A 25,819-nucleotide genomic window follows, 5' to 3' on the forward strand; every position below is an offset into this window, starting at 1 on the left:
CGGCCGTCAGTCGTGAAACCCCGGCCCCCGGCGGCCCTGCTTGACCTCCGCCCGCTTGGCCTTCCCCTCCAGCCGGCGCTGTTTCGATCCCAGCGTCGGCTTCGTGGGACGGCGGGCTTTCGGCACCACCGTCGCATCGCGGATCAGGTCGATCAGCCGCTCGCGGACATCCTCGCGGTTGCGCATCTGCGAGCGGTAGCGGTCCCCGATCAGGATCAGCACCCCGCCCAGCGTCATGCGCGACCCGGCCAGCTTGATCAGACGGGCCTTCACGTCGGGTGGCAGATTGGGGGATTCCGCAACGTTGAAGCGGAGCTGGACACAACTGTCCGTCTTGTTCACATGCTGCCCGCCGGGGCCCGAGGCCCGGACGAACTCCTCATGCAGCTCCGCTTCGTCCAGCGCGATCCGGTGGGTCACGCGGATCATGGGGCCGGGGTTTCGTCGGGGGTGGTGCTGCCGAACACGAAGTTCTCGAACATCGGCTCGATCACCCCCTGACCCACGTCGCGGGTGATGAACACCATGCGGGTGCGGTGGTCGGCGCTGGGCCACTCGTTGAGCTGCACCGGCGGGTGGAACATGTGCTGCACCCCGTGGACCACGATGGGCCGGTCGGGGCTTTCCATCACGTTGAGGATGCCCTTGACCCGCAGGATGTCGGACCCGCGCAGCGCTATCAGCGCCTCCATGAAGTCCACCAGGCTGTTCCACGAAATCGCCCGTTCGGTCACGATGCAGAACGCGCGGATGCGGTCGTCGTGGCGGTTGGCGTCGTGGTGGTGATGCTCGTGGGTGCAGCCGGGGCCGCATTCATGATCGTGGTCATGGTCATGATGCCCATGGTCATGATGATGATCGTGATGATGATCCCCATGGCCGTGATGCCCGTGGTCATGATCGTGATCGTGATCGTGATCGTGATCGTGGGCGTGCTCGTCCCGGTACGCCTCTTCCTTCAGCCAGCGGATGACGTCGGGGGTCTTGGTTTCCGGGTTGAACAGGCCGGCGTTGAACAGGGTGGCCGGGTCCACCTGACCGAAGGCGGCGGGGATCACCGGGGCCGCCGGGTTGATGGTGTTCAGCCGGCGGCACAGCGCCAGCGTGGCGGCGGGCAGGGCGGCGTCGGTCTTGGTCAGCACGATGCGGTCGGCCACCGCCGCCTGCTTCACGCTTTCCGGGTGATCGTCCAACTGCCCCATGCCGTGGACCGCATCCACCGTGGCGACCACCCCGTCCAGGCGGAAGCGGGCGGCCAGCAGCGGTTCGGTCATCAGCGTGTGGATGATGGGGGCGGGGTCGGCCAGCCCGGTGGTTTCGACGATCACGCGCTCGAATTCCGGGATCTCGCCGCGCACGCGCTTCAGGAACAGGTCGCGCAGCGTGTCCACCAGATCCCCGCGGATGGAGCAGCACACGCAGCCGGAATCCATCAGCACCATGTTTTCCGACGCCTTGGATACCAGCAGGTGATCCAGCCCCACCTCGCCGAATTCGTTGATGACGACGGCGGTGCGGGCCATGTCGGGGTGGTGCAGCAGATGCTGGAGCAGCGTCGTCTTGCCGCTGCCGAGGAAGCCGGTCAGGACCGATACGGGCAGGCGGGTGCTGGACTGGGCATCGCTCACGGGGACGTCTCCTGAGATGCGGAAGCCGTGCCGGTGGTCCGGCAGCGGGAACAGACCCCCCGCACCTCGACCATCGGGCGCAGGGGGTGGAAACCATGATCGGCGGCGGCGGCGCGGATGGCCCCGGTGATGCGGGGATCATCGATCTCCCACGCCGTGCCGCAGCGTTCGCACACCAGGAACTGGCCGGGGTGCCCGTCGCCGGGGCACGCGCAGCCGACATAGGCGTTCAGGCTCTCCAGCCGGTGGACCAGCCCGTGTTCGACCAGGAATTCCAGCGCGCGGTACACGGTCAGGGGCGCCACCGGCTTGCCGCCCTCCTGGCTCAGATCCTCCAGGATGGCATAGGCGCCGCGGGGCTTGTGGCTGGTCCACACCAACTCCAGCACCCGGCGGCGCAACGCAGTCAGCCGGGCACCGCGGGCCGCGCACACCGCATCGGCACGGGCCAGGGCATCGCCGATGCAGGCGCTGTGGTTGTGGTCGGCCGGATGCAGGGCCTGGGCGGACGGCGCGGTCATGCACGCAGATATAGCACCCTTATGCCCTATGACAAATGCACGAACCGGCGGGGGTTTCTTTTGCAGTGCGGAAACCCTATGGTGGGTCACGCCAATGGAGGAGCCGGTTATGGACGAGACCAAGCTGACCGCCGCGTTGCCGAACCTTGACGTGCAGATCCTTCACCGCACCCTGCCGGACCAGGGCGGGGAGGCGATTTCCATCACCCTGACCGCCACCCCGTCGTTCGACGCCGCGGCGGCGGCGTTTCTGCCGGGGCTGGCCGCCGGTGCCTTCCTGCCGGGGGCGCGGGGGCCGCTGGCCCTGCCGTTTCCCCCCCACGCCTTCTTCCCCCAGGCCGCTGCGGGCGGGGAGGGGGCCGGCTCGGCGGCGGAGCTGTGGCTGGCGCCCCTGCGCCTGTGGATGGAACTGACCCAGCGGGCCTGGGCGCCGTGGCTGGCGATGACCGCGCTGCGCCGGGTGTCCGACGAGCCGTGACCTTCCGGTGACATTGCCCGCCGGTTAGCCATTCCTTAGGCTGTGCCGCCGCACCCTTTGCGTCCCTGTCATGAGGAACGGAGGGGGCGGTGACGGAATCGGCGTGGCTGCGGGGGGCGGCCCTGTACCAGCTTTACCCGCTCAGCTTCCGCAGCGGCGGGGGGCAGGGGTGGGGTGACTTGCCCGGCGCCATCGCCGGGCTGGACCATGTGGCGGCGCTGGGCGTGGACGGCGTGTGGCTGTGCCCCGTCTACCCCTCGCCCTGGGCCGATTTCGGCTATGACGTCGCCGATCACCGGGCGGTGGACCCCCGCATGGGGACGCTGGCGGATTTCGACCGCTTTCTGGCCGCCGCCCACGCGCGCGGGCTGAAGGTGCTGGTCGATCTGGTCTGCGGCCACACCTCCGACCGGCACCCGTGGTTCGACGCGTCACGCCGCAGCCGTTCGGGGCCGTACGCCGATTTCTACGTCTGGGCCGACGCCGCCCCCGACGGCACGCCGCCCAACAACTGGCTGTCGGTGTTCGGCGGGGCGGCGTGGACGTGGGAGCCGCGGCGGCGGCAATACTACCTGCACCATTTCCTCTCCTCCCAACCGGCGCTGAACCTGCTTGATGACGCCTGTTTCCAGGCGGTTCTGGACAACGCCCGTTTCTGGCTGAACCGCGGGGTGGACGGGTTCCGCATCGACGCGGTGGATTTCTTCGCCCACGACCCCGCCCTGCGCCCCAACCCCGCCGCCCCGCCTGCCGACGAGCCGCCGCTGAAGCCGTTCGGGCGGCAGATCCACGTTCACGACATGCTCCACCCCTCCATCCGTCCGCTGCTGGAGCGGCTGCGGGCGGAGGTTGACCGCTTTCCGGGCCGGGTGCTGCTGGGCGAGCTGTCCAGCCAGCCGGGGGCCGCCGCACGCATTGCCGCCTACACCGCCCCCGGCGGACTGGACGCGGCCTATACCCTGTCGCTGGCCAAGGGCGCCTTCACCGCCGAGGCTTTCGCCGCCGCCCTGACCGGGGTGGACGATCCCGGCGCCATCGCCTGGAGCTTTTCCAACCACGACGTGGAGCGGGCGGTCAGCCGCTGGTGCCCGCCCGGTGCCGATCCGGCGGCGTTCAACCGGCTGCTGGCCGCGCTGTTCTGCGCCCTGCCGGGCACGCTGTGCCTGTATCAGGGGGAGGAACTGGCGCTGCCCCAGGCGGTGCTGGGGCGGGAGCATCTGCGCGATCCCTTCGGCATCACCTATTGGCCGGAGTTTCCGGGGCGCGACGGCAGCCGCACCCCGATCCCGTGGGTGGCCGGTGCCGCCAACGCCGGCTTCTGCGCCGCGGGGGCCGAGCCCTGGCTGCCGCTCGATCCCGCCCACGGTCCCCTGGCGGTGGACCGGCAGGCGGCGGACCCCGGCAGCCCGCTGGCGGTGTGGCGCGCCGCCCTGGCCCGCCGCAACACCACCCCGGCGCTGCGCCACGGCGCCCTGCGCGGGGTGGAGGCGGCGGGGGCGGTGCTGGCCTTTGAGCGCGTGACCGAGGGTACGGGAGTGCGGGTGTGCTTCAACCTGTCCAACGCTCCGGCCCGCTACCAGGGGCGCACGCTGGCCCCCCTGGAGGCGGTGGTGGCGTGACCGGTCAGTCCCAGTCCGCCGCCGGGCGGTCCTCGGTCGGCATCAGGGTGTACTGGGTGGCGCAGCCGGGCTGGGCCAGCATCCGCCGGTACCAGTCCTGCACCGCCGGATAGGCCGCGATGTCGATGTTCCCCTCGTTGGCGAGGTCGATCCAGGGAAACGCGAAGATGTCGGCGATGGTCACCGCGCCGCCGTCGATGAACGGGCGCCCGCTCAGGAGTGCCTCCATCTGGTTCAGGCCGGTGGCGGCGTTCTTGTCCATATAGGGGATGGCCTGCGGGTCGCCGCCGAAGCGGCGCAGCGCGCGGGTGCGCTGCAACGGCATCAGCACGTCGGCCAGCCACGACAGCCATTCGCCCAGCCGGTAGCGGCCCAGCGTCTCGTCCGACCCGAAACGCCCGGTGGTCTTGGCCAGATAGGTCAGGATGACCCCCGATTCCGACAGGTGGGCGCCGCCGTGGACCAGGGCCGGCACACGCCCGAACCGGCTGATCGCCAGGTAGTCCGGCGTCTTCTGCGCCCCGCTCTTCAGGTCCACGTGGCGGTAATCGAACGGGATGCCGGCCATGCGCAGGAACAGCACCACGCGGGCCGCGGGCTGGGAGGCGAAGTGGCCATAGACGGTAAAGTCGGCGCTCATGACGGCGTGTTTCCCCCTTGGCGTGTGGACGGAGCGGTCAGGTGGTGACGGCACCATAGGCGTTTCCGCCGCGCCGGCGCCACCGGATTTGCAACAGCCCCGATCCGGCTGGGGAGGACGATGAAATCGGCGTTACCCCACAAGACATCGCGGTGGAACCATCAAATCCTTTCCCGGAATTCCGGGCGCTTCATGGTGGTATCCGTCCCGTTCGGACGTCATGAGAACGGGTAATTTCCCAGATATTCCATAATCACCATGTGTTCAACCAGAGCGTGGATCGGGATTGTTCTGGGGAGACTGTGGGGATGGCGCGTTATCTTGTGACGGGGGGATGCGGTTTCATCGGTTCCCATCTGGTGGAACGCCTGCTGGCGCGGGGCCACACGGTCCATGTGCTGGACGACCTGTCCACCGGGCGGCGGGACAATCTGCCGCCGGGGGTGCCGGTCATCGTCGCCGACGTGGCCGACGCCGGTGCCGTGCGCGCGGCCATGGCCGGGATGGACGGGTGTTTCCATCTGGCCGCCGTCGCCTCGGTCGAGCGCTCGCGGGAGGCGTGGCTGGAAACCCACGCCGCCAATCTGGCCGGCACCATCGCCGTGTTCGACGCCGCCCGCACCGCCCGCCGGGGCGGGCCGGTGCCGGTGGTCTATGCCTCGTCCGCCGCGGTGTACGGCGACAACCCGGCGGTGCCGCTGGCCGAGGATGCGGCGACGGCGCCGCTGTCGGCCTATGGCGCCGACAAGCTGGGGTGCGAGCTGCACGCCCGCGTGGCCGCCGGGGTGCACGGGGTGCCGGTGACCGGATTCCGCTTCTTCAACGTCTATGGTCCGCGGCAGGACCCGAAATCGCCGTATTCCGGCGTTATCTCCATCTTCGCCGGGCGTATTTCCCGTGGGCAGACCATCACCATCAACGGCGACGGCGAGCAGGTGCGGGATTTCGTCTATGTCAAGGATCTGGTGCGCTATCTGACCGCGGCCATGGACCGCCCGCGGGCGGGGGCACCGGTGTACAACGTGTGCACCGGGCGGCCGGCCACGGTGAACCGGCTGGCCGAGGTGTTGGCCGATCTGGCCGGACAGCCGCTGGACCGCCGTTATGGCCCGCCGCGCCCCGGCGACATCCGGGTGTCGATCGGTGACCCGCGGCGGCTGGTGGAGGCGTTCGGCATGGCGTGCGAGACGGCCTTGCGCGACGGCCTGCGCGATACGCTGATGTGGATGGGGACGGATGGGGTGCGTGTGGACAAGGATCGGGTGGTTCCTGCCGCTGGCCGCGGCGCTGTTGCTGCTGCCGGTGCCGGCGCCGGCCGGCCCCGGACAGCCGCAGGGGCCGACGGTGACCGCGCCGGTGCCCGACCCTAACCAGCCCTTGCCCCACCGCCCCCGCATCGTCCGCGGTCAGGTGCTCTACCGCCTGCCCATGCCGCTGCGGGAGGTGGCCTATGCCGACAGCACCCTGTCGCACCTGTGCCGCCGCGGGGCCTTCGTGCAGAAGATGAACGGCTTCTATTGGGCGCGCACGCCTGAGCGCGCCTATGGCGTGGGGTTTCCCGCCGGCACCAGCCTGAACGACCCCCAGGGGCGCGCCCGTCCGGGGCAGGTGTATTTCTTCCAGAACCCGGATGCCTTCTGCATCGTGTGGGTGGGCGAGCAGCGGCTGCTGATGCCCCACTACGTCGGCCCGCCGCTGCCGGACCATTGACGCTCTTTTAGTGGCTGTCCGGAGCCCTCACACCGGCAGCCGGATCAGCACCCTCAGCCCCCCCTGGGGGCTGTCGTTCAGGATGATGTCGCCGCCGTGGCTGCGGGCCACGTCGCGGGCGATGGTCAGTCCCAGTCCCACCCCCCCGGTGGAGGAATTGCGCGAGGTGTCCAGGCGGAAGAACGGGCGGAACACATCCTCCCGCGCGCTGGCCGGGATGCCGGGGCCGTCGTCGTCCACCGTGATGTCCAGCAGGTTGCCGCGCCGCGCCGCCGTCACCTGGATGGTGTCGGCGTGGCGGCGGGCGTTGACCAGCAGGTTGGTCACGCACCGGCGCATGGCGTTGGGCCGCAGGGGGAAGATCAGCCCCTCGGGCACGGCCAGCGACACCTCCGCCCCGTCGCGCCGCGCGCCGTTGACCACTTCGGTCAGCAGGCGGGTCAGGTCGGTGGGCTGCACCGTCTCCGCCCCTTCGCCGCGGGCGAAGGCCAGATAGCCCTCGATCATGGTTTCCATCTCGGCCACGTCGGCCTTCAGCTCCTCCACCTCCACGCCCACGTCGGCGTCGGGGGGCAGGCTGATGGCCAGCATGTCCAGCGCCAGCTTCATGCGGGTCAAGGGCGTGCGCAGGTCGTGGCTGACGCCGGCCAGCATCTCGGTGCGCTGGGTGATCTGGCGCTGGATGCGGTCGCGCATGACCAGGAAGGCGGCGGCCGCCTGCCGCACCTCCGCCGCCCCTTCAGGCTTGAAGTTGGTGACGTCGCGGCCCTTGCCCAGGCTGTCGGCGGCGTTGGCCAGCCGGCGGATGGGGCGGATCTGGTTGCGCATGAAGATGATGGCGACCGTGAACAGCACCGCCGCCGACCCCACCATCCACAGGATGAAGATGTAGGAGGTGGGGCTGAACAGCCGGCGTTCCGGCGACATCACCGACAGCACGCCGTCGGGCATCTGCACCCGGATCTCGTACCAGGATTGCGCGATGGCGGTGTTGATGGTGAAGGGGCGGCGCACCCGCGCGTCCAGCGCTTCGCCCAGCGTCACCTCCAGCAGGCCGCGCAGAGGGGGGCGCGGCGGCAGTTCCGCCCCCGGCTCCAGCGTGACGATCAGGTCGGTGGTGCGGGCGGCCAGCTCCAGCGTCCAGCGCCGGGCGGCGGGATCGTCATTGTGGTCGAGCTGCTCGATCACCATGGCGATGTCGCCGGCCACCGCGTTGGCGAGCCGGTTGGTCATGGTGTCCCAGTGGCGGTCGTAGAAGATCCACGTCGCCACCGCCTGCGCCAGGATCACCGGCGTCACGATGATCAGCAGCGAGCGGGCGAACAGCGTGCGCGGCAGGAACCGCTTGATGCGCGACGGCGCCCGCCCGGCCCGCACCATGAGGGGGGACGAGGGCAGGGGAGACGGCGCGGGCGTGGACGGCGGGATGGCGTTCATCCGTCGGGCCTCAGCACATAGCCCTCGCCGCGCACGGTCTGGAGATAGCGGGGTTCGCGCGGGTCGGTTTCGATCTTGCGGCGCAGGCGGGTCACCTGCACGTCGATGGAGCGGGCGTTGCCCACGTCGCGGCTGCGCTCGGCCAGTTCCTCGCGGGTGAAGGTCACGCCGGGAGACGCGGCGAGGATGCGCATCAGGCTGGCCTCCGCCGTGGTCAGGCGGATCACCTCCTCGCCCGAGCGCAGCTCGTCCCGTTCGGGAATGTAGAGCAGGGGGCCGAGGCGCAGGGCCGTGGGGGCTGCCGGCGGCGGCGGCGGTTCCGCCGGGCGCGCCTGGCGCCGCAGGATGGAGTTGATGCGCAGCAGCAGCTCGCGCGGCTGGAACGGCTTGGACAGATAGTCGTCGGCCCCGGCCTCCAGCCCGGCGATGCGGTCGTCCGCCTCCCCCCGCGCGGTCAGCAGCAGGATGGGCACATCGCTGGTGCGGCGCAGCGAGGCCGTCAGGTCCAGCCCGTTTTCCCCCGGCATCATGATGTCCAGGACGATCAGGTCGAATTCCAGCCCCTCCAGCCGGGCGCGGGCGTCGGCGGCGTCCTTGGCGGCGGTGACGAGGAAGCCGTTGCTGCTGAGATACCGCCGCAGCAGTTCGCGCAGCCGGGTGTCGTCATCGACGACGAGGATGTGGGGCTGTTCGTCGGTCATGCCCCCTCTATACCGCGCCAGGCCCCCCGCTGTCACCGGAGGCGAGCCGGTTGACACGTGCGGCACCTTGGGCGGAGAAGGGGGCATCGACCGTTTCAGGAGTGTTTCCCATGCCGCCGTCCGCTCTGCCCGGTGCCGTCACCCCGCTCATTCCCGCCGATGCCCTGGCCGAACGGGTGACGGCCATGGGGCGCGAGATCGCCGCCGCCATGCCCGGCGACGTCACCATGGTGGTCCTGCTGAAGGGCGGGTTCGTCTTCGCCGCCGACCTGCTGCGCGCGCTGGGCGTGGCCGGGGTGGATGCGCGGGTGGAGTTCATCCGCCTGTCCAGCTACGGCAGCGGCAAGGAAAGCTCCGGCACCGTGGTGCTGATCGGCCCCATGCCCGAGGGGCTGGAGGGGCGCCGGGTGCTGATCGTGGACGACATCGCCGACAGCGGCCGCACCCTGTCCTATGTCCGCCAGCTCATGCTCGACGCCGGGGCGGCGGAGGTGCGCATCGCGGCGTTGCTGGACAAGCCCTCGCGCCGGGTGATTCCGGTGCCGGTGGATTTCATCGGCTTCTCGGTCGAGGACCGTTTCGTGGTCGGCTACGGCATCGATTACGCCGAGGGATACCGCTACCTGCCGTTTATCGGCGTGGTGGAATGATCGCGCCGCATGGGGTGGCGGAATGACGCATGGCGGAGGCCGCGGAAGGGGTATAGGCTTCTTTTTCAAGAACATACGACAACGCCGACGGGCATCGGACCCCACGGGAACGCCGGCCCAGAGACACGAAGGAGGTGTCCATGTCGGCAGTGATCCGTTCGGCTGAAACCGTTGTGGTGGATACCGCTGCGATGGGCACTCTGTCCACCCCGTCCGGGGTGGCGGGGCAGGGTGGTGGCGCGGATGGTGTCGAACCGTCCGTCAGCACGCGCTGCCCCGAATGCGGGGCGCTTCATCATCAGGGCCGGTGGCGCTGGGGCCTTCCGTACATCAGCGCCGAACAGCGGGTATGCCCCGCGTGCGTCCGAATGGCCGATGGAACCCCCGCCGGAATGCTGGTCGTTCCGTCCGACGCGGTGGGTGGTGACGGGGACAGCATCCTGTTCCTGATTCGCCACGCCGCCGGGGCCGAACGCCGGGACGATCCGATGCGCCGCATCATCGGCGTGACGGAAGACGCGGGGCAGGGCATCATGGTCACGGCCACCGATGCCGGCCTGCCCGCAGAACTGGGCCGCCGTCTGGCAGCGGCCCTGGGGGGTGTTGTCACCTCAGACGCGCCGGACCCTCTGGGGTTCGTCCGGGTTTTCTGGCACCGTCCCCTCTGATCCGGTGGCTCATGCGCGGGCGCCGGGTCCGTCAAGAACGATAAGGGAGAGCGCACTATGACCTTTCCTCTCCAGATTGCCTTCCGCAACATGGACTTTACCGAATCGCTGGACACCAAGGTCCGCGAGAAAGCGGCCCATCTCGACCGTATATTCGGTCCGCTCACCCGTTGCGACGTGGTGATCGAGGCGCCGCACCATCATCACGAGGCCCAGCATGGCCGCCGCTATCACGTGCGCATCGCGCTGAACACCGCCGTCGGCGAGATCGTCGTCCGCGGCGATGACGCCCACGCCAACGAAGATCCGCGCACCGCCGTGCGCAAGGCGTTCGAAGCCGCCCATGGACAGCTCGAACAGCTTATCAAACGCCGCCCCACCCGCGAGGCCGCGGCGCACTGAGGAGGGCTTGAGAGAGGCCGCACCGGCCCGGCGCCATCCCGCCGGGCCGGTGCTGTTTTTGCGTTGCCGCAATTCCGCAGCTTTTTTCGCTGTCGAAGCGATTGACGGCACGGTTGATTGACCGCACGGTGTCTTGGGCTGATAGGGTCTCATCGGCTGCCGCAGAGGGAGACGACCGACCGTGCGCATCCTGGTCATCGACGAGGATAACGACCGCTCCCACGTGCTGGGGGCGGCGCTGGCCGATGCCGGCCACACCATCGTCGCGGCCATCAGCCGGAACGACGACGTGCGCGGCAGCGTCACCCGGCACCAGCCCGACATGATCATCGTCGATCTGGAAAGCCCGTACCGCGATTTCGTCGAGGATCTGATGCGGATCCACGAGGAAAACCCGCGCCCGGTGGCGATGTTCGTGTCCCGCGACGACCCCGCCGTGGTCGCCCGCGCCATCGAGGCGGGCGTGTCCATCTATGTGGCCGAGGGGCTGGACGGGGCGCTGGTGCGGTCGGTCCTGCGCATCGCCATGCAGCATTACCGCGCGTACGCCCGCCTGAACGACGAACTGGAGCGCACCCGCACCGCGCTGAAGGAGCGCAAGCTGCTGGAGCGGGCCAAGGGCGTGCTGATGGCCAACAAGGGGCTGAGCGAGGATGAGGCGTACAAGCTGTTGCGCCGCATGGCCATGGACCAGAACCGCAAGATCGCCGACGTGGCCCAGACCATCCTGTCGGTGGCGGATCTGTTGAAGTAACCGTTTCGCCGTACGCCGGATGAAACTGTTTCGGTTACATTTTGATAAAATTGCTGTAAAAATTCCTCTTTATGCTGCTTTGCGTCATAGCGATGAGGGGGGATCCGATGATGGACAGCACCACTCCGTTCACGGTTTCGGTCACACAGGATGCCGTGCGCACGCTGTGCGCCTTGGGTGGGCGGATGACGCACGCCAGCTACGAACTGTTCCGTCCGGTTCTGGACGCGGCGGACACGGCGGACGGCGGCCCGGTGGTCCTGGATCTGGAGCGTCTTTCGTTTCTCGATTCCAGCGGCCTGGGGATGCTGCTGATCCTCAGCGACACCGTGCGGCGGCGGGGCCGCCCGCTGCATCTGGTCAACATCCCCCCGCGGGTCCAGCGGGTGCTGGTGCAGACCAACACCCATCGGCTGCTGGCGGGTTGAGCGGCCGCTACCGCCGCCCGAACAGCCGTTCGATGTCCGGCAGCTTCAGTTCCACATAGGTCGGGCGCCCGTGGTTGCACTGGCCGGAATGGGGGGTGGCCTCCATCTGGCGCAGGAGCGCGTTCATCTCGTCGATGGACAGCGGACGGCCCGCGCGCACCGACCCGTGACAGGCCATGGTGGCGCACACCTCCTCCAGCCGCTCCTTCAGGGACGCGGCGTTGCCCAGTTCCGCCAGTTCGTCGGCCAGGTCGCGGATCAGCCCCTTGACGTCGGTCTTGCCCAGCAGGGCCGGCACCTCGCGCACCAGCAGCGAGCCGGGGCCGAAGCCTTCCACCACCAGACCCAGGTCGGCCAGTTCCTCCGCGCGGGCCAGCACGCGGGCAGCCGACGGTTCGTCCAGTTCCACCACATCAGGGATCAGCAGCCCCTGGCGCTTCACGCCGCCCTCGACCAGGGCGGCCTTCATGCGTTCATAGACCAGCCGTTCGTGGGCGGCGTGCTGGTCCACGATGATGATGCCGGTGGCGGTCTGGGCCACGATGTAGGTGTTGTGAAGCTGCGCCCGCGCCGCCCCCAGCGGGAAATCGACGCTTCCGCCGGCGGCCATGGAGGGGGCCATGGGTTCGGTGACCCGCGCCGCCGGAGGGGCGGATTCCAGCCCGGCCAGGGGGGCCTGGAAACCCACCGTGCGCTCCGCCAGCCCGCGGGGCAGGGTGGATGAGCCGCCGCCGTACGATCCGCCGCCGCCGGTCCAGCGGTTGCCCCACAGGGGGCCGGGCACCGGCTGGGACGTGTCGGACGGGCCGGCACCCTCGGCGCGCAGGGCCCCCAGCGTCGCCACGCCCACGGTGGTGGAGGCGCGGTGCCCGGCTTCCGCCAGCGCGTGTTTGAGCGCGCCGACGATCAGGCCGCGCACCAGCCCGGAATCGCGGAACCGCACCTCGGCCTTGGCGGGGTGGACGTTCACGTCCACCTCCATGGGGTCGATGGTCAGGAACAGCGCCAGCAGCGGGTGGCGGTCGCGGGGCAGGAAATCGGCGTAGGCCGCGCGCACCGCCCCCACCATCAGCTTGTCGCGCACCGGCCGCCCGTTGACGAACAGGTGCTGGTGCCGGGCGGTGGGGCGGTGCAGCGTGGGCAGGCCGATCCAGCCGGCCAGCGCCACCCCCGCGCGCGCGGCGTCCACCGGCACGGCGTTGTCCTGGAAATCCCGGCCCATCAGCGCCCCCAGCCGGACCAGCCGCGCCTGCGCCTCGTCGCCCGAAGCCGCCGCCAGCCGCACGACGGAACGCTGGTCGTCGGCCAGGGAGAAGGCCACGGTGGGATGGGCCATGGCCAGCCGCTCCACCGTTTCCTGGATGTGGTCCAGTTCGGTGCGGGCGGTTTTCAGGAACTTCAGCCGGGCGGGCACGGCGGCGAACAGGTCGCGCACCTCCACCCGCGTGCCCAGCGCCAGGGCCGCCGGCTGCGGCGCGCCCTTGCGCCCGGCGTCCACGGTCAGGCTCCAGGCGGAATCGGCGCCGCGCGGGCGGCTGGTCAGCGTCAGCCGGCTGACGGCGCCGATGGACGGCAGCGCCTCCCCCCGGAAGCCCAGGTGGCGGATGTCCAGCAGGTCGTCGGAGGGCAGCTTGGAGGTGGCGTGCCGTTCCACCGCCAGCGCCAGCTCGTCCGGCCCCATGCCGCACCCGTCGTCGGTGATGGACAGCAACGTCCGGCCGCCGTCGCGCACAACCACGTCGATGCGCCCGGCCCCGGCGTCGAGCGCGTTTTCCACCAGCTCCTTGACCGCGGCGGCGGGGCGTTCGACCACCTCCCCCGCGGCGATGCGGTTGACCAGCGTTTCCGGCAGCAGGCGGATGGGCATGATGTGAGTCGTGACTGCGTTACGAACGATGCGACCGGACCCAGCGGATCAGGCCGTTGGTGGAGCTGTCGTGCCGCCCGGCGGGGATCGGCCCGTCGTGCAGTTCGGGCAGGATGGTGTTGGCAAGCTGCTTGCCCAACTCGACGCCCCACTGGTCGAAGGAGTTGATGTTCCACACGATGCCCTGGACGAACACCTTGTGCTCGTACAGTGCCACCAGCGCCCCCAGCGTGGCGGGGTCCAGTTGGGAGAAGGCGATGCTGTTGGTCGGGCGGTTGCCGGTGAACACCCGGTGCGCCTCCACCGCCGCGATCACCTCGGGCGTCTTGCCGGCGCGGGTCATCTCGTCGCGCACCTCGTCCAGCGTCTTGCCGCGCATCAGCGCTTCCGGCTGGGCCAGGAAATTGGACAGCAGGATGCGGTGATGGTCGCCCAGCGGCGTGGCGGGCAGTGGGTTGTGGGTGCGGGCCGGGGCGATGAAATCGCACGGGATCAGGTGCGTGCCCTGGTGGATCAACTGGTAGAAGGCGTGCTGGCCGTTGGTGCCCGGTTCGCCGAACACGATGGGGCCGGTGGCGTAATCCACCGGGTTGCCGTCGCGGTCCACGCTCTTGCCGTTGGATTCCATGTCCAACTGCTGGAGATAGGCGGGGAAGCGGTGCAGGTACTGGTCATAGGGCAGCACCGCGTGCGCCGTGGCCCCCCAGAAATTGCCGTACCACACCCCCAGCAGGCCGAGGAGCACGGGCATGTTGGCGTTCAGCGGGGCGGTGCGGAAATGCTGGTCCATGGCATGGGCGCCGGCCAGCATCTCCTCGAACCGTTCCATGCCGATGGCCAGGGCGATGGGCAGGCCGATGGCCGACCACAGGCTGTAGCGGCCCCCCACCCAGTCCCAGAAGCCGAACATGTTGTCGGGGTCGATGCCGAACGCCGTCACCTCCGCCGTGTTGGTGGAGACGGCGACGAAATGACGGGCGATGTGGCGGTCGTCCCCCGCCGCGTCCATGAACCAGCGGCGCGCCGTATGGGCATTGGCCAGGGTTTCCTGGGTGGTGAAGGTCTTGGACGCGATGACGAACAGGGTGGTTTCCGGGTCCATCCACTCCAGCGTCTCGGCCATGTGGGTGCCGTCCACGTTGGAGACGAAATGCACGCCGATCTGCGGGTGGAGATAGGGGCGCAACGCCTCCGTCGCCATCACCGGCCCCAGGTCGGACCCGCCGATGCCGATGTTCACCACGTCGGTGATCGGCTGGCCGGTGTAGCCGGTCCACGCCCCCTCGCGCACCGCCTTGGTGAAGCGGCCCATGCGCTTGAGCACGGCGCGCACGTCGGGCATCACGTCGTGGCCGCCCACGGTCACCGACGCCCCCGCGGGTGCCCGCAATGCGGTGTGCAGCACGGCGCGGTTCTCGGTGGTGTTGATGGGCTCGCCCGTGAACATGCGGTCGCGCCACTCCTCCACCCCCTGCTGCCGGGCGAGCGCGCACAGCAGGTCCAGGGTTTCATCGGTGATGCGGTTCTTGGAATAGTCGAGCGTCAGCCCGGCGGCGGTGAGCGAGAAGCGGCTGAAACGGTCGTGGTCGGCGGCGAACAGGTCGCGCAGGGAGGTGCCGGCCAGGGCCTCGCGGTGACGGGACAGGGATTGCCAGGCGGCGGATTGGGTCAGCATGGACATGACAGGATCACCGGATGTGGCAGGTTCACCGAAAGGCGGAACGGGTGCCCGGACGGGCGCGGAGGGCAAAGGTAACACCAGTGGCTGTGGGGTGCATACCCGGCGGTTGGCCGCAGGGTATGCACCCCCACCGTAGGGCCGGCTTTACCGCATGGCCGGCTTTCCCTGGTGTCAGCTTCCGCCTGCGATGGTGCGGGTGGCGGTCACCCCGTCGGGGCGCCCCACCAGCACGGTCAGCAGCGTGTCGGGGTTCAGCAGCCGCTTGGCCACCCGTGCCACGTCGGCGCGGGTGACGCCGTTGATGAAGCCGTTGCGCCGGTCGAGATAGTCGATGCCCAGCCCATCCTTCTTCACCTGCAGCAGGATGCGCGCGATGGCGGAGGTGGAGGAGAACTGCAACGGGAACGAGCCGGTCAGATAGGTCTTGGCGTCGGCCAGTTCCTCGTCGGTCACGCCGCCCTCGGCCATGCGGCGCCATTCGGCGCGCATGATGTCCAGCGCCTGGCCCGCGGTGGCGTTGCGGGTGGACCCCGACGCGGTGACGAGCGCCGCGTGGTCCAGCGGGTACAGCCCGCTGTAGACGCCGTAGCTCAGGCCGCGCTTCTCCCGCACCTCCTCCATCAGCCGCGAGGAGAAGCTGCCGCCGCCCAGCACGTAGTTCATCACCGTGGCGGCGTACCAGTCGGGATCGCTGCGCTTGACCCCCGGCTGGCCCATGATGATGACGGTCTGGGCGGTGGGGCGCGGGGCGACCAGGGTCTGGCCGGCCCCTTGGGCGGTGACGTCGGGCAGCGGCGGCGTGGCGGCCTTGGCCGGCAGGGTGCCGAACAGGGCGTCCAGCGCCTTGGCCAGCTCGTCGGGGGTGATGGCCCCGGCGGCGGCCACCACCAGCCGGTCGCGGGTCAGCTCGCTGTGGACGAAGGCGCGCACGTCGTCGGGGGTGATGGCGGCGAGCGTGGCGGGGGTGCCGCGGATCTCCTCGCCATAGGGATGGCCGGGGAAGGCGGTGGAGAAGAAGATCCGCCGGGCCACATAGTTCGGGTCGGATTCGTCGCGCTTCAGCCCCGACAGGATGGCGCTGCGCATCCGCTCCAGCGCCTCTACGGTCAGGTGCGGGTCGGCCATGGACAGGCGCACCAGATCGAAGGCGGCGGGGGCGTTGTCTTTGAGCGTGCGCAGGCTGCCGGTGAAGCCGTCGCGGGTGGCGTCATAGTCCAGGCTGGTGGCGAGATCCTGCAGCCGGCCCTGGAACGCCTGGGAATCGTACGGTCCGGCCCCTTCGTCCAGCAGGGTGGAGGCCAGATTGGCCAGCCCGCCCTTGCCGGCGGGATCGCGGCCCCCGGCCCCGGCGAACACCCATTCCAGCGCCACCACGGGGATCTTCTGATCCTCGATCAGCCACGCCTCGATGCCGCCGGGGCTGATCACCCGCTTGATCTCCACGGCGTCCGCCGGACGGGCCAGCAGGGTCAGGGCCATCAGGACCAGCGCGCACAGCGCGCCGGCGAAACGGTGCGACAGGAAAAACGGCGTCATCACGGGATCAGCTTTCCTTGCCGGGAACGGAGGCCGGCGCGGCGGCCGGGGCGGCGGAATCGGGGGCCGGGGCGGGCAGCAGCACGCCGGTCACATGGTCGCGCCGGCCCAGGACGGCGCGGGCGGCGGCGGTCACCTGTCCGGCGGTCACGGCGTCGATGCGCACCGGCCAGCTTTCCACATCGTCGATGCTCTGCCCGGTGGCGAGCGAGGCGCCCAGCGTCTGGGCCGGGCCGCTCAGGCTGTCGCGGGCGTAGGCCGCCTCGGCCAGCATGCGGCGCTTGGCGGTCTCCACCTCCTCCTCGGTCACGCCCTGGTCCAGCAGGATGCGGACCTGTTCCAGCAGGGCGGCCTCGGCGGTGTCCGGGGCGACGCCGGGGGCAGGGGAGATGCCGGCGATGAAGGATGTCCCGTCCCACGACACCGGGCTGTAGCCCATCCAGGCGGAGGTGGCGATCTTCTGGTCAACCACCAGCGCGCGGTACAGCCGTCCGGTGGCGCCGCCGCTCATCACCTCGGTCAGCACCTGGAGCGCGTACGCCTGTTTGTCCGCATCGGTGCGGTAGGAGGGGGCGTGCCACATCCGGTAGACCGACGGCTGGCGCACCTCCTCGTCCTGCAGAACCACCCGGCGGGCGGCGGTCAACGGCGGGTCGGACACGCGCGACCGGGCGGGCAGGGGGCGGGCGGGGATGGCGCCGTAGTATTTTTCCGCCAGCGGCTTCAGGTCGGCGGCGGTGACGTCGCCCGACACCACCAGGATGGCGTTGTTGGGGGCGTACCACGTCCTATAGAAGGCTTCGGCGTCCTCCCGCGTCAGGGCGGCCATTTCCTGCGGCCAGCCGATCACCGGGGTGCCGTAGGGGTGATGCACGTGGAAGGTGGCATCCACCTGTTCGCGCATGCGGTCGGCGGGGTCGTTCTCCACCCGCTGGCGGCGTTCCTCGATGATGACGTCGCGTTCGGGATAGACCACCTCGTCGGTGAGCTGCAGGCCGGTCATGCGCCCGGCCTCCATCCTCATCACCATCTCCAGCCGGTCGCGGGCCACGCTCTGATAGAACGCGGTGTAATCCCACGAGGTGAAGGCGTTGTCCTGCCCGCCGTTCTTGGCGACGATGCGGCTGAAGGCGCCGGGGGCCAGATCCTTGGTTCCCTTGAACATCAGATGTTCCAGGAAATGGGCGATGCCCGAGGTGCCGCGCGGCTCGTCGGCGGCCCCCACCCGGTACCACACCATGTGCGTCACCACCGGCACGCGGGTGTTGGTGATCACCACCACCTGCATGCCGTTGGGCAGCGTAAAGCTTTCGGGAAAGAACACGCCCTTTTCCACCGTGGTCTTGGCGGCGGCGGCGGCGGGCGGCGGGGCGGTGGCGCTGTCCTGCGCGGACGCGGGGGCGGCGGACAGCGCCAGCACGGCGGCGGCGGCGAGCAGGGAACGACGAACGAGAGCCGGCATGGGAATGCGGATCTTTCCTCGAAGATGGAAAACCGAGGGACCATGAAAAAGGGGGCGTCCCCGGAAAGGGCGCCCCCCTGCAACTGGGTGCGGGACCGGCTTAGAACAAGCCTTCCAGCGGCGCCTTTTTCTTGCGCTCGATGGTCGGGACGTTGCCCTGGTTGATGGGCGCGCCCTGGGCCTGGGCCTGACGCACGCGCTGGGCCTCCTTGGCGGGATCGACCACCTGATAGGGGGCCTCGTACTTCTGCCAGAACAGCAGCGAATCGACCCAGCTCCGGTCGGCCACGATCATCGACGTGGTTTCCTGGTCCACCTTGGCGCGGATGGACGGATCGGCCTTGTCCGCACCGGCGCGGTTCAGGAACGCCTGCTCGCTGGCCGAGCCGCCGCCGCTGCCGCGGGTGGTGTTGATGCGCACCCCCGACACCTGGGCGCCGGGGCCGAAGATCGACGCCGCGGCCACCTGGGACGGGGCGGCTTCCTGCGGGCGGGCCGCACCGGGGGACGGGGCGGGCAACTGGCGCATGTCGGGCGGCAGGGTCAGCGGCGCACGGGACACCACCGCGAACTCGTCCGGGCTGGTGCGGTCGAGACCCATGGAGCGGCGGACGTCGGAGCATCCGGTCAGCGCCAACGCCGCCACGGCCAGCCCCAGAAGCGGAGAGAAGGAAGTTTTGCTGAGCACCATCAGATTCCGTCGCGTGAGGGATGTCCCAATCATCAGCCGTTCCGGCCCGCCCGATGTTCTACGCCTTTTCATCGCCGGGGAACAGCCCGTCGATGAGCAGCAGCATCACGCCGACGCTGATGCCGCTGTCGGCCACGTTGAAGGCCCAGAAATGCCAGCCGAAGGCGTGGAAATCGAGAAAATCGACCACCGCCCCCAGCCGCACCCGGTCAACCACGTTGCCGACGGCCCCGCCGATGACCATGCCCAGCGCCAGCGCCACGAACCAGCGCTCCGCCCGCCACAGCCACGTGAGCAGCACCCCGGCGATGGCCAGCGCCACCGCCGTCAGGGCATAGGGCATCCACGACCCGCCGCCGGAAAAGGTGCCGAAGCTGACCCCCCGGTTCCATGCCAGAACCAGATTGAAGAAGGGGGTCACCTCCACCACCTGCGGCGCGGGCTGCATCAGGACGTTCAGAATCCACCATTTGGTGGCCTGGTCCACGGCGGCGACCACGGCCGCCGCCAGCAGGCCCAGCATCAGGAAACGTCCCTTGCGGCTTTCCACGGCGGTCATGGATCACGCCCCGACCGCATCGGCGCAGCGCGGGCAGGCACCCGGATGCGCCGTCACCGCGCCCACGTCGGGCAGGATCTTCCAGCAGCGCTCGCACTTCTCCCCCGCCGCCAGACCGGAGACCACCGCCACCCCGGCCACGTCGGGCAGGGTGAAGGCCCCCTCCGGCGCCGGGCTGTCCACCACGGTGATGGCGGACGTGATGCACACGTCCTCGAACGGCACGGTGTCGAGCAGCGCGTGGGTGTCGGCGTCCACGTGCACGGTGGGGCTGGCCTGCAACGACGAGCCGATGGTCTTGTTGGCCCGTTCCAGCTCCAGCGCACCGGTGACCACGCGGCGGACGTCGCGGACCTTGGCCCACTTGGCGGCCAGGGCCTCGTCGCGCCACGCGGATGGTATCTCGGGGAACTGGCGCAGGTGCACGCTGTCGGCGTCCCAGCCGGCCCCGGTCTTCAAGCCCTCGGGACGGGCCGACCACGCCTCTTCGGCGGTGAAGCACAGCACCGGCGCCATCCACGCGGTCAGCGCCGACAGCAGGTGCGCCATCACCGTGCGCACGGCGCGGCGGCGGTCCGACATCACCGCGTCGCAGTACAGGCTGTCCTTGCGGACGTCGAAATAGAAGGCCGACAGGTCCACGGCGCAGAAGTTGTGCACCGCCTGGAAATAGGCATGCAGGTCGTACGACTCGATCTTCTCGCGCACCAGCGCGTCCATCTCGGTCAGGCGGTGCAGCACCCAGCGTTCCAGCTCGGGCATCTGCGCCGGCTCGATCCGTTCGGCATCGGTGAAGCCGTCCAGCGCCCCCAGCAGGTAGCGCAGGGTGTTGCGCAGGCGGCGGTAGAGGTCGGCCTGATACTTGATGATCTCCGGCCCGATGCGCTGGTCGTCGCTGTAGTCGGTGCCGACCACCCACAGGCGCAGGATGTCGGCGCCGTACTGGTTGCACACCTCCTGCGGGGCGACCACGTTGCCCAGCGACTTGGACATCTTGCGGCCCTGCTCGTCGAGCGTGAAGCCGTGGGTCAGCACCGCGTCATAGGGTGCCCGCCCGCGGGTGCCGCAGGATTCCAGCAGCGAGGAATGGAACCACCCGCGGTGCTGGTCCGAGCCTTCCAGGTACAGCGACGCCGGCCACATCAGGTCCGGGCGCTGCTCCAGCACGAAGGCGTGGGTGGAGCCGGATTCGAACCACACCTCGATGATGTCGCGGACCTGCTCGAAATCATCAGCCTTGTAGTCGTTGCCGAGGAAATCCTGGGCCGGGCGGGCGAACCACGCATCCGAACCCTCGGCCTGGAAGATGTCGGCGATGCGGGTGTTCACCGTCTCGTCGCGCAGGATGGCGCCGTCGGTCTTGCGCACGAAGATGGCGATGGGCACGCCCCAGGTGCGCTGGCGGCTGACGCACCAGTCCGGGCGGCTTTCGATCATCGAGCGGATGCGGTTCTCACCCTGCGCCGGCACCCACTGGGTGTCGCCGATGGCCTTCAGCGCCTTGTCGCGCAGGCCGTTCGTCTCCATGGAGATGAACCACTGCGGCGTGGTGCGGAAGATCAGCGGCGCCTTTGACCGCCAGGAATGGGGGTAGCTGTGCTTGATCCTGTTGCGGCCCAGAAGCCCGCCGGCCTCCTTGATGGCGTCCAGCACGGCGTTATTGGCCGGGCCGGGCTTGCCCTGGTCGGTGTAGACGGCCAGACCGGCGAACAGCGGCACGGAGTCGTAGTAACGCCCGTCCTCGGCCACCGTGCGCGGCACCTCCACCCCATGGGCGCGGCCCAGCTTGAAGTCGTCCTCGCCGTGGCCGGGGGCGATGTGCACCACGCCGGTGCCGGCGTCGGTGGTCACGAAATCGCCGGGCAGCAGCGGCACGCGGAAATCATAGCCCTTGTCCGACAGCGGGTGGCGGCAATAGGTGCCCTCCAGCCGCGAACCGGGGAAGCGGTGAAGCTGCTTCCACGCCGTGATGCCCACCTCCTTGGCGACGTTCTCAGCCAGTGCCGTGGCCAGCACCAGCCGTTCGCCCACGCGGGCGAGGCTGCCGTCGGCCACCTCGGTCACCTTGAACACGCCGTATTCGATCTCCGCACCATAGGCCATGGCGCGGTTGCCGGGCAGGGTCCAGGGCGTGGTGGTCCAGATCACCACGTTGGCCTCGTCCACCTCCGGCGAGCCGGAACCGACCACGGGGAAGCGGATGAAACAGGTGGTGGAGGTGTGATCGTAGTATTCCACCTCGGCGTCGGCGAGGGCTGTCTTTTCCACCACCGACCACAGCACCGGCTTTTCGCCCTTATACAAGCCGCCGTTCATGACGAACTTGTGGATTTCGCGGGCGATCTGCGCTTCCGCCGGGAAGGTCATGGTGGTGTAGGGCACGGTCCAGTTGCCCTCAACGCCCAGACGCTTGAATTCCTCGGTCTGGACCGACACCCAATGGGCGGCGAAGTCGCGGCATTCGGCGCGGAACTGGACGACGGGCACCTCGTCCTTGTTCTTGCCGGCGGCTCGGTACTTCTCCTCGATCTTCCATTCGATGGGCAGGCCGTGGCAGTCCCAGCCGGGGACGTAGTTGGCGTCGAACCCCTGCATCTGCCGGGTGCGCACGATCACGTCCTTCAGGATCTTGTTCAGCGCGTGGCCGATGTGGATGTTGCCGTTGGCGTACGGGGGGCCGTCGTGCAGCACGAACTTGGGCCGCCCGGCGGCATCATTGCGCAGCCGGCCGAACAGGTTCATCCCGGCCCAGCGCTTCAGCAGCTCCGGCTCCTTGGCCGGCAGGCCGCCGCGCATGGGGAAATCGGTGCGGGGCAGGAAGACGGTGGGCTTGTAATCGCGGGTGGTCATGGATCGTGTCTCGGAAAGCGATGCGGATGGGGCGGGCCGCCGGGAGTGTGTCCCCCGGCGGCCGGGCATGAGGCGTCAGCGGTCCCGGCCCTCCTCAGAGAGCCGGGCCGGTAATTCGCATCGTTCCGAACAGGGGCAGGGCCGTGTCGTGCATGCCGGGGATCATAACGCCGCCGCGATGAGGGTCAAGGATGGGGGAGGGGGAGAAGCCGCCCCACCTCAATCCATGGTGGCCTTGCCGCCGTGGGCGGCGGACCAGTCCACGGGCGCGTGGAGGAACTTTTCCACCTCGTCCAGGGTCTTCACGTCGAAATAGTTGTTGTCGCGCGCCACCTTCAGCACGTCCCACCACGTGCACAGGCTGTGCAGACGCACGCCCACGCCGTCCATGATGGTCTGGGTCTGGGGGAAGATGCCGTAGAAGAAGATGACGAAGGTGTCGGTGCACTCGGCACCCGCGGTGCGCAGCGCGTTGACGAAGTTCACCTTGCTCTTGCCGTCGGTGGCCAGATCCTCCACCAGCAGCACCCGCTGCCCCTCGGTCACCACGCCCTCGATCTGGGCGTTGCGGCCGAAGCCCTTGGGCTTCTTGCGGATGTACTGCATGGGCAGGCCCATGCGCTCGGCGATCCAGGCGGCGAAGGGGATGCCCGCCGTCTCGCCGCCGGCAATGGCGTCGATGCTCTCGTACCCGCATTCGCGCAGGATGGTGGACACGCCCATGTCCATCAGCGCGGCGCGGGCGCGGGGGAAGGAGATGATGCGGCGGCAGTCGGTGTAGACCGGGCTGGCCCAGCCGGACGTGAAGATGAACGGGTTTTCGGCGTTGAAGTGCAGCGCCTTGATCTCAAGCAGCAGCTTGGCGGCAACGGCGGCGATGGCTTCCTTGTCCGCGGGCGCGGGGAGGGCGGTCGATGACATGAAACACTCCAACGGTCCAATAGGGCGTCAGGCCACCGGCACGGCGCCCGTGGTGCAAAACGGTCTTTGTGTAAACACCCCGCCGCCGCTTGGCAACGGCACTCGTGCAGGGATCAGCGGCGCGGCAGGCGCAGGGACACGCAGCGCGCCCGCACCTCCACCCCCGTCATGTCGTTGTAGACATCGGCGATCTGGGGCAGGGCGGCCTGACACTGGGCCATGGTGTCGAAATCGATGGTGGTCGGTCCGCCGCGGCCCAGCAGGAACACCAGCAGGATCACCCGTTCGATACTGTCCATGGCGCTTTCGGTTCCGTGTCGGTGGCGGGGGGGATGGGTCAGGCCAGCCCGTGGCGGTTGGGGGGCAGCATCGTCCGGTCCAGCAAATCGTCCAGGGTGTAGGGACAATGCTCGGGCAGGGTGTCGGGATCGACGCTGTCGTAATCCTGCAACGAACCGGCCGCCTGGAACCGGCCACGGTCCCAGGCGCGTGGCAACAGCTCCGACACCCGGCGGCGCAGGCTGGGACTGTCCTCCAGCGCCGCGGCAACGCGCCCGCGGTGTTCGGCCACGCTGGCACGCCATTTCCGCCGTGGAGCCTCTGCCGGCGAATGTTCCAGCTTCAGCAGATGCTCGATGATGCAGGCAAGGTCGCTTTCCAACGCCCGCCGTTCGCTGGCTCCCATGTCGTCGAGAAGCTCCGCCAGATGGTGCAGGTCAAGCTCGGTGTTGGCCCGCGCTGCCGCCATGCGGCGCAGGGCGGCGGCCTGCTGCTCGGTCCAGGCCAGGAAATCGGTGTCGTAGAGTACGCCGTCGGGCATGGGCCGATCCTCCCTTCCAACCTGCGTTCCAAGATAACGGGTGGTTGTTCCTCTTACAACGTGGTGGTGGGCAACGCGAAGGGGACGGACAGCGCCACCCGCGCGGCCTCGCCGTCGCGTGCGATCTGGGCCTTCAGCGCGTCCAACCCGTCGAACTTCCGTTCGCCGCGCAGGTGCTCCACGAACTGCACCCGCAGGTGACGGCCATAGAGGTCGCCCGCGAAATCGAACAGATGCACCTCCAGCCGCTCCGTCAGCCCGCCGACGGTGGGGCGGCGGCCCAGGTTGGCCACCCCGTCGTGCCAGACGGTGGCGGCCCCGGCGTCCACCCCGGCGCGCACGGCATAGACGCCGAAGGCCGGGCGCAGGTATTCGCCCAGTTCGATGTTGGCGGTGGGAAAGCCGATGGTGCGGCCCAGCTTGTCGCCATGCTCCACCCGCCCCTCGATCTCCCACGGCGTGCCCAGGATGTGGGCGGCATCGCGCGCCCGGCCGGCCAGCAGCGCATCGCGCACGCGGGTGGAGGAATAGACGCCCCCCTCGGGATCGGCCACCGGGCCGACGGCGGTGACGCCGAAGCCCAGCTCATCGCCCAGGCGGGTCAGCAGGGCCACGTCGCCCCCCCGCCGGTGCCCGAACAGGAAATCGCTGCCGCACACCGCGTGGCGGATGGCAAGCCCGCCCATCAGATCCTCGCGCACGAAGGCGTCGGCGGTCTTGTGCTGGAAGCCGCCGTCGAAATGACAGACCACCAGCAGGTCCAGACCCAGCGATTCCAGCTTGCGCGCCTTGACGCGGAAGGGCGACAGGCGGAACGGCGGCTCGTCGGGGCGGAACACCCGGCGGGGGTGCGGTTCGAACGTCACCACCCCGGCGGGCACGCTGAAGGAGCGTGCGATGCGCTGCGCCTCGCCGATCACCGCCTGATGACCGCGATGCACACCGTCGAAATTGCCCAGCGCCATCACGGCGCCACGGGCGTCGGCGGGTAGATCGTCGGTATGTCGGAACAGTCGCACAGCTCGTCTCGCCCCTTGATTGCGCGTCCGTCCCGCCGGCGGAAGGGCCGGCGGTCATACCGCGCGTCCGGGGTTATATAGACCGAAGCCGGCGCGGGGTAAACGCGCCGGCTTCGGGTCGTCAGCGGATTCAACGGATTTGCCGGCGGTTTCACCCGCGGGTGGGCACCATCAGCAGCGCCTCGCCGTCCAGCACCACGGTGTCGCCGACGGTGCAGGTGGTCTGGATGGTCACGCGCCGCTTGGCCGCGTTCACGTCGGTCACGGTCCCGCGGGCGACCACGGTGTCGCCGGCCCGTACCGGCGCCTTGAACTTCAGGTTCTGCGACATGTAGATGCAGCCCGGCCCCGGCAGCTTGGTGCCCAGCAGGGCGGAAATGAAGCCGGCGCTGAGCATGCCGTGGGCGATGCGGCCCTTGAACATGGTGGTGCTGGCGTATTCCTCGTTCAGGTGGACCGGGTTGGTGTCGCCCGAGATGCCGGCGAACAGCACGATGTCCGCCTCGGTGACGGTCTTGGCGAACACCGCGGTCATGCCGACCGACAGATCCTCGATGAAGTAGCCGTTGAATTCCTGCGAAGGCTTACGAACGTCGTCCATACCCGGCTCCTGTGGTGGCGCTGCTGTGGTGGGCGCTGAATGTCCTGGTCGCGCGATAATCGGCCGGTGTTGGACCGCACGGATAAGAATGCGTCCATACGCCGGTGTATAATCGCGCTGCGGCGCGAAAGATGCCGCGTTGCGGTATATGCACCGCGGCGCGATGGTGGCAATAA

At 69.3% G+C, this 25,819-nt stretch carries 27 protein-coding genes; 9 read left to right on the forward strand and 18 right to left on the reverse strand.

The features are described 5' to 3' along the window. Positions 1 to 6: 6 nt before the first annotated feature. Genes arfB through M2352_RS08385 form a run of 3 tightly spaced genes read right to left on the reverse strand, consistent with a single transcriptional unit; the run spans position 7 to position 2,149 of the window. On the reverse strand, positions 7 to 429 hold the full coding sequence (arfB, locus tag M2352_RS08375; protein ID WP_264664039.1) for an alternative ribosome rescue aminoacyl-tRNA hydrolase ArfB: 423 nt from the start codon (positions 427 to 429) through the stop codon (positions 7 to 9). Next, complete coding sequence (locus tag M2352_RS08380) at positions 426 to 1,628, reverse strand: CobW family GTP-binding protein (RefSeq protein ID WP_264664040.1); 1,203 nt, start codon at positions 1,626 to 1,628, stop codon at positions 426 to 428. Before M2352_RS08380 ends, arfB begins: the two co-directional genes overlap by 4 nt. Next, on the reverse strand, positions 1,625 to 2,149 hold the full coding sequence (locus M2352_RS08385) for a Fur family transcriptional regulator (RefSeq protein WP_264664041.1): 525 nt from the start codon (positions 2,147 to 2,149) through the stop codon (positions 1,625 to 1,627). Before M2352_RS08385 ends, M2352_RS08380 begins: the two co-directional genes overlap by 4 nt. A gap of 109 nt (positions 2,150 to 2,258) precedes the next feature. Between M2352_RS08385 and M2352_RS08390 the strand changes: the two genes are divergently transcribed. Next, positions 2,259 to 2,627, forward strand: coding sequence for a hypothetical protein (locus tag M2352_RS08390; protein WP_264664042.1), 369 nt, complete (start codon positions 2,259 to 2,261; stop codon positions 2,625 to 2,627). An 89-nt stretch (positions 2,628 to 2,716) separates the two neighbouring features. Continuing rightward, positions 2,717 to 4,246, forward strand: a complete 1,530-nt coding sequence (locus tag M2352_RS08395; protein WP_264664043.1) for an alpha-amylase family glycosyl hydrolase — start codon at positions 2,717 to 2,719, stop codon at positions 4,244 to 4,246. Positions 4,247 to 4,250: 4 nt separating this feature from the next. On the opposite strand, the gene M2352_RS08400 is transcribed toward M2352_RS08395, so the two are convergent. Continuing rightward, the gene (locus M2352_RS08400; RefSeq protein ID WP_264664044.1) at positions 4,251 to 4,886 is read right to left on the reverse strand and encodes a glutathione S-transferase family protein; all 636 of its coding nucleotides are present in this window, start codon (positions 4,884 to 4,886) and stop codon (positions 4,251 to 4,253) included. Between the two features lie 308 nt (positions 4,887 to 5,194). Here M2352_RS08400 and M2352_RS08405 point away from each other — a divergent pair, with 308 nt between their 5' ends. Together M2352_RS08405 and M2352_RS08410 are read left to right on the forward strand one after the other, a co-directional pair. Continuing rightward, complete coding sequence (locus tag M2352_RS08405; RefSeq protein ID WP_264664045.1) at positions 5,195 to 6,256, forward strand: NAD-dependent epimerase/dehydratase family protein; 1,062 nt, start codon at positions 5,195 to 5,197, stop codon at positions 6,254 to 6,256. Further along, complete coding sequence (locus M2352_RS08410; protein ID WP_264664046.1) at positions 6,243 to 6,596, forward strand: hypothetical protein; 354 nt, start codon at positions 6,243 to 6,245, stop codon at positions 6,594 to 6,596. Before M2352_RS08405 ends, M2352_RS08410 begins: the two co-directional genes overlap by 14 nt. Before the next feature lie 27 nt (positions 6,597 to 6,623). Here the strand turns inward: M2352_RS08410 and M2352_RS08415 are convergent, their stop codons facing one another. Both M2352_RS08415 and M2352_RS08420 read right to left on the reverse strand, forming a co-directional pair. Continuing rightward, complete coding sequence (locus M2352_RS08415; protein ID WP_264665320.1) at positions 6,624 to 7,976, reverse strand: ATP-binding protein; 1,353 nt, start codon at positions 7,974 to 7,976, stop codon at positions 6,624 to 6,626. Between the two features lie 53 nt (positions 7,977 to 8,029). After that, positions 8,030 to 8,734 carry a response regulator gene (locus M2352_RS08420; protein WP_264664047.1) on the reverse strand — a complete coding sequence of 235 codons (705 nt, stop codon included), beginning with the start codon at positions 8,732 to 8,734 and terminating at the stop codon, positions 8,030 to 8,032. 110 nt (positions 8,735 to 8,844) lie between these two features. On the opposite strand from M2352_RS08420, the gene hpt reads away from it, so the two are divergent. The 5 genes from hpt (at position 8,845) to M2352_RS08445 (ending at position 11,636) form a co-directional block, all read left to right on the forward strand. Next, positions 8,845 to 9,384, forward strand: coding sequence for a hypoxanthine phosphoribosyltransferase (gene hpt / locus M2352_RS08425; RefSeq protein ID WP_264664048.1), 540 nt, complete (start codon positions 8,845 to 8,847; stop codon positions 9,382 to 9,384). A 140-nt stretch (positions 9,385 to 9,524) separates the two neighbouring features. After that, positions 9,525 to 10,052: a hypothetical protein gene (locus tag M2352_RS08430; RefSeq protein ID WP_264664049.1), complete on the forward strand. Its 528-nt coding sequence runs from the start codon at positions 9,525 to 9,527 to the stop codon at positions 10,050 to 10,052. Positions 10,053 to 10,109: 57 nt separating this feature from the next. Next, positions 10,110 to 10,454, forward strand: a complete 345-nt coding sequence (locus M2352_RS08435) for an HPF/RaiA family ribosome-associated protein (RefSeq protein WP_264664050.1) — start codon at positions 10,110 to 10,112, stop codon at positions 10,452 to 10,454. Positions 10,455 to 10,635: 181 nt separating this feature from the next. Further along, on the forward strand, positions 10,636 to 11,208 hold the full coding sequence (locus M2352_RS08440) for an ANTAR domain-containing response regulator (RefSeq protein ID WP_264664051.1): 573 nt from the start codon (positions 10,636 to 10,638) through the stop codon (positions 11,206 to 11,208). 107 nt (positions 11,209 to 11,315) lie between these two features. Further along, entirely contained in the window at positions 11,316 to 11,636 is a 321-nt protein-coding gene (locus M2352_RS08445; protein ID WP_264664052.1) for an STAS domain-containing protein, read from the forward strand. Between the two features lie 7 nt (positions 11,637 to 11,643). Here the strand turns inward: M2352_RS08445 and mutL are convergent, their stop codons facing one another. The 12 genes from mutL to M2352_RS08505 form a co-directional block, all read right to left on the reverse strand. Then, positions 11,644 to 13,503 (reverse strand): DNA mismatch repair endonuclease MutL, encoded by a 1,860-nt coding sequence (gene mutL, locus M2352_RS08450; RefSeq protein ID WP_264664053.1) that lies wholly within the window; start codon positions 13,501 to 13,503, stop codon positions 11,644 to 11,646. Positions 13,504 to 13,522: 19 nt separating this feature from the next. Further along, the gene (pgi, locus tag M2352_RS08455; protein ID WP_264664054.1) at positions 13,523 to 15,184 is read right to left on the reverse strand and encodes a glucose-6-phosphate isomerase; all 1,662 of its coding nucleotides are present in this window, start codon (positions 15,182 to 15,184) and stop codon (positions 13,523 to 13,525) included. 171 nt (positions 15,185 to 15,355) lie between these two features. Continuing rightward, entirely contained in the window at positions 15,356 to 16,720 is a 1,365-nt protein-coding gene (locus M2352_RS08460; RefSeq protein ID WP_264665321.1) for a M16 family metallopeptidase, read from the reverse strand. Positions 16,721 to 16,727: 7 nt separating this feature from the next. Next, positions 16,728 to 18,182, reverse strand: a complete 1,455-nt coding sequence (locus M2352_RS08465; protein ID WP_264664055.1) for a M16 family metallopeptidase — start codon at positions 18,180 to 18,182, stop codon at positions 16,728 to 16,730. Positions 18,183 to 18,282: 100 nt separating this feature from the next. Continuing rightward, entirely contained in the window at positions 18,283 to 18,873 is a 591-nt protein-coding gene (locus tag M2352_RS08470; RefSeq protein ID WP_264664056.1) for a DUF3035 domain-containing protein, read from the reverse strand. A 58-nt stretch (positions 18,874 to 18,931) separates the two neighbouring features. Continuing rightward, positions 18,932 to 19,432, reverse strand: a complete 501-nt coding sequence (lspA, locus tag M2352_RS08475) for a signal peptidase II (RefSeq protein WP_264664057.1) — start codon at positions 19,430 to 19,432, stop codon at positions 18,932 to 18,934. Between the two features lie 3 nt (positions 19,433 to 19,435). Beyond that, complete coding sequence (ileS, locus tag M2352_RS08480) at positions 19,436 to 22,282, reverse strand: isoleucine--tRNA ligase (protein ID WP_264664058.1); 2,847 nt, start codon at positions 22,280 to 22,282, stop codon at positions 19,436 to 19,438. Positions 22,283 to 22,501: 219 nt separating this feature from the next. Next, entirely contained in the window at positions 22,502 to 23,203 is a 702-nt protein-coding gene (locus M2352_RS08485; RefSeq protein WP_264664059.1) for an orotate phosphoribosyltransferase, read from the reverse strand. Between the two features lie 113 nt (positions 23,204 to 23,316). After that, positions 23,317 to 23,502 (reverse strand): hypothetical protein, encoded by a 186-nt coding sequence (locus M2352_RS08490; protein ID WP_264664060.1) that lies wholly within the window; start codon positions 23,500 to 23,502, stop codon positions 23,317 to 23,319. 38 nt (positions 23,503 to 23,540) lie between these two features. Next, the gene (locus tag M2352_RS08495; RefSeq protein WP_264664061.1) at positions 23,541 to 24,023 is read right to left on the reverse strand and encodes a DUF29 domain-containing protein; all 483 of its coding nucleotides are present in this window, start codon (positions 24,021 to 24,023) and stop codon (positions 23,541 to 23,543) included. A 53-nt stretch (positions 24,024 to 24,076) separates the two neighbouring features. Then, positions 24,077 to 25,042 carry a bifunctional riboflavin kinase/FAD synthetase gene (locus M2352_RS08500; protein ID WP_264664062.1) on the reverse strand — a complete coding sequence of 322 codons (966 nt, stop codon included), beginning with the start codon at positions 25,040 to 25,042 and terminating at the stop codon, positions 24,077 to 24,079. Between the two features lie 151 nt (positions 25,043 to 25,193). Further along, positions 25,194 to 25,643 (reverse strand): MaoC family dehydratase, encoded by a 450-nt coding sequence (locus M2352_RS08505; RefSeq protein WP_264664063.1) that lies wholly within the window; start codon positions 25,641 to 25,643, stop codon positions 25,194 to 25,196. Positions 25,644 to 25,819 lie beyond the last annotated feature (176 nt).

The organism is Azospirillum fermentarium, from assembly GCF_025961205.1.
GTDB lineage: Bacteria > Pseudomonadota > Alphaproteobacteria > Azospirillales > Azospirillaceae > Azospirillum > Azospirillum fermentarium.

Coding starts and splice junctions, on each gene's coding strand:
- M2352_RS08460 (WP_264665321.1), bottom strand. CDS start 16,720: ATGACGCCGTTTTTCCTGTCGCACCGTTTCGCCGGCGCGCTGTGCGCG.
- M2352_RS08485 (WP_264664059.1), bottom strand. CDS start 23,203: ATGTCATCGACCGCCCTCCCCGCGCCCGCGGACAAGGAAGCCATCGCC.
- ileS (WP_264664058.1), bottom strand. CDS start 22,282: ATGACCACCCGCGATTACAAGCCCACCGTCTTCCTGCCCCGCACCGAT.
- M2352_RS08465 (WP_264664055.1), bottom strand. CDS start 18,182: ATGCCGGCTCTCGTTCGTCGTTCCCTGCTCGCCGCCGCCGCCGTGCTG.
- mutL (WP_264664053.1), bottom strand. CDS start 13,503: ATGCCCATCCGCCTGCTGCCGGAAACGCTGGTCAACCGCATCGCCGCG.
- M2352_RS08505 (WP_264664063.1), bottom strand. CDS start 25,643: ATGGACGACGTTCGTAAGCCTTCGCAGGAATTCAACGGCTACTTCATC.
- M2352_RS08490 (WP_264664060.1), bottom strand. CDS start 23,502: ATGGACAGTATCGAACGGGTGATCCTGCTGGTGTTCCTGCTGGGCCGC.
- M2352_RS08420 (WP_264664047.1), bottom strand. CDS start 8,734: ATGACCGACGAACAGCCCCACATCCTCGTCGTCGATGACGACACCCGG.
- M2352_RS08430 (WP_264664049.1), top strand. CDS start 9,525: ATGTCGGCAGTGATCCGTTCGGCTGAAACCGTTGTGGTGGATACCGCT.
- M2352_RS08390 (WP_264664042.1), top strand. CDS start 2,259: ATGGACGAGACCAAGCTGACCGCCGCGTTGCCGAACCTTGACGTGCAG.
- M2352_RS08385 (WP_264664041.1), bottom strand. CDS start 2,149: ATGACCGCGCCGTCCGCCCAGGCCCTGCATCCGGCCGACCACAACCAC.
- hpt (WP_264664048.1), top strand. CDS start 8,845: ATGCCGCCGTCCGCTCTGCCCGGTGCCGTCACCCCGCTCATTCCCGCC.
- lspA (WP_264664057.1), bottom strand. CDS start 19,432: ATGACCGCCGTGGAAAGCCGCAAGGGACGTTTCCTGATGCTGGGCCTG.
- arfB (WP_264664039.1), bottom strand. CDS start 429: ATGATCCGCGTGACCCACCGGATCGCGCTGGACGAAGCGGAGCTGCAT.
- M2352_RS08435 (WP_264664050.1), top strand. CDS start 10,110: ATGACCTTTCCTCTCCAGATTGCCTTCCGCAACATGGACTTTACCGAA.
- M2352_RS08400 (WP_264664044.1), bottom strand. CDS start 4,886: ATGAGCGCCGACTTTACCGTCTATGGCCACTTCGCCTCCCAGCCCGCG.
- M2352_RS08445 (WP_264664052.1), top strand. CDS start 11,316: ATGATGGACAGCACCACTCCGTTCACGGTTTCGGTCACACAGGATGCC.
- M2352_RS08405 (WP_264664045.1), top strand. CDS start 5,195: ATGGCGCGTTATCTTGTGACGGGGGGATGCGGTTTCATCGGTTCCCAT.
- pgi (WP_264664054.1), bottom strand. CDS start 15,184: ATGTCCATGCTGACCCAATCCGCCGCCTGGCAATCCCTGTCCCGTCAC.
- M2352_RS08415 (WP_264665320.1), bottom strand. CDS start 7,976: ATGGTGCGGGCCGGGCGGGCGCCGTCGCGCATCAAGCGGTTCCTGCCG.
- M2352_RS08470 (WP_264664056.1), bottom strand. CDS start 18,873: ATGGTGCTCAGCAAAACTTCCTTCTCTCCGCTTCTGGGGCTGGCCGTG.
- M2352_RS08495 (WP_264664061.1), bottom strand. CDS start 24,023: ATGCCCGACGGCGTACTCTACGACACCGATTTCCTGGCCTGGACCGAG.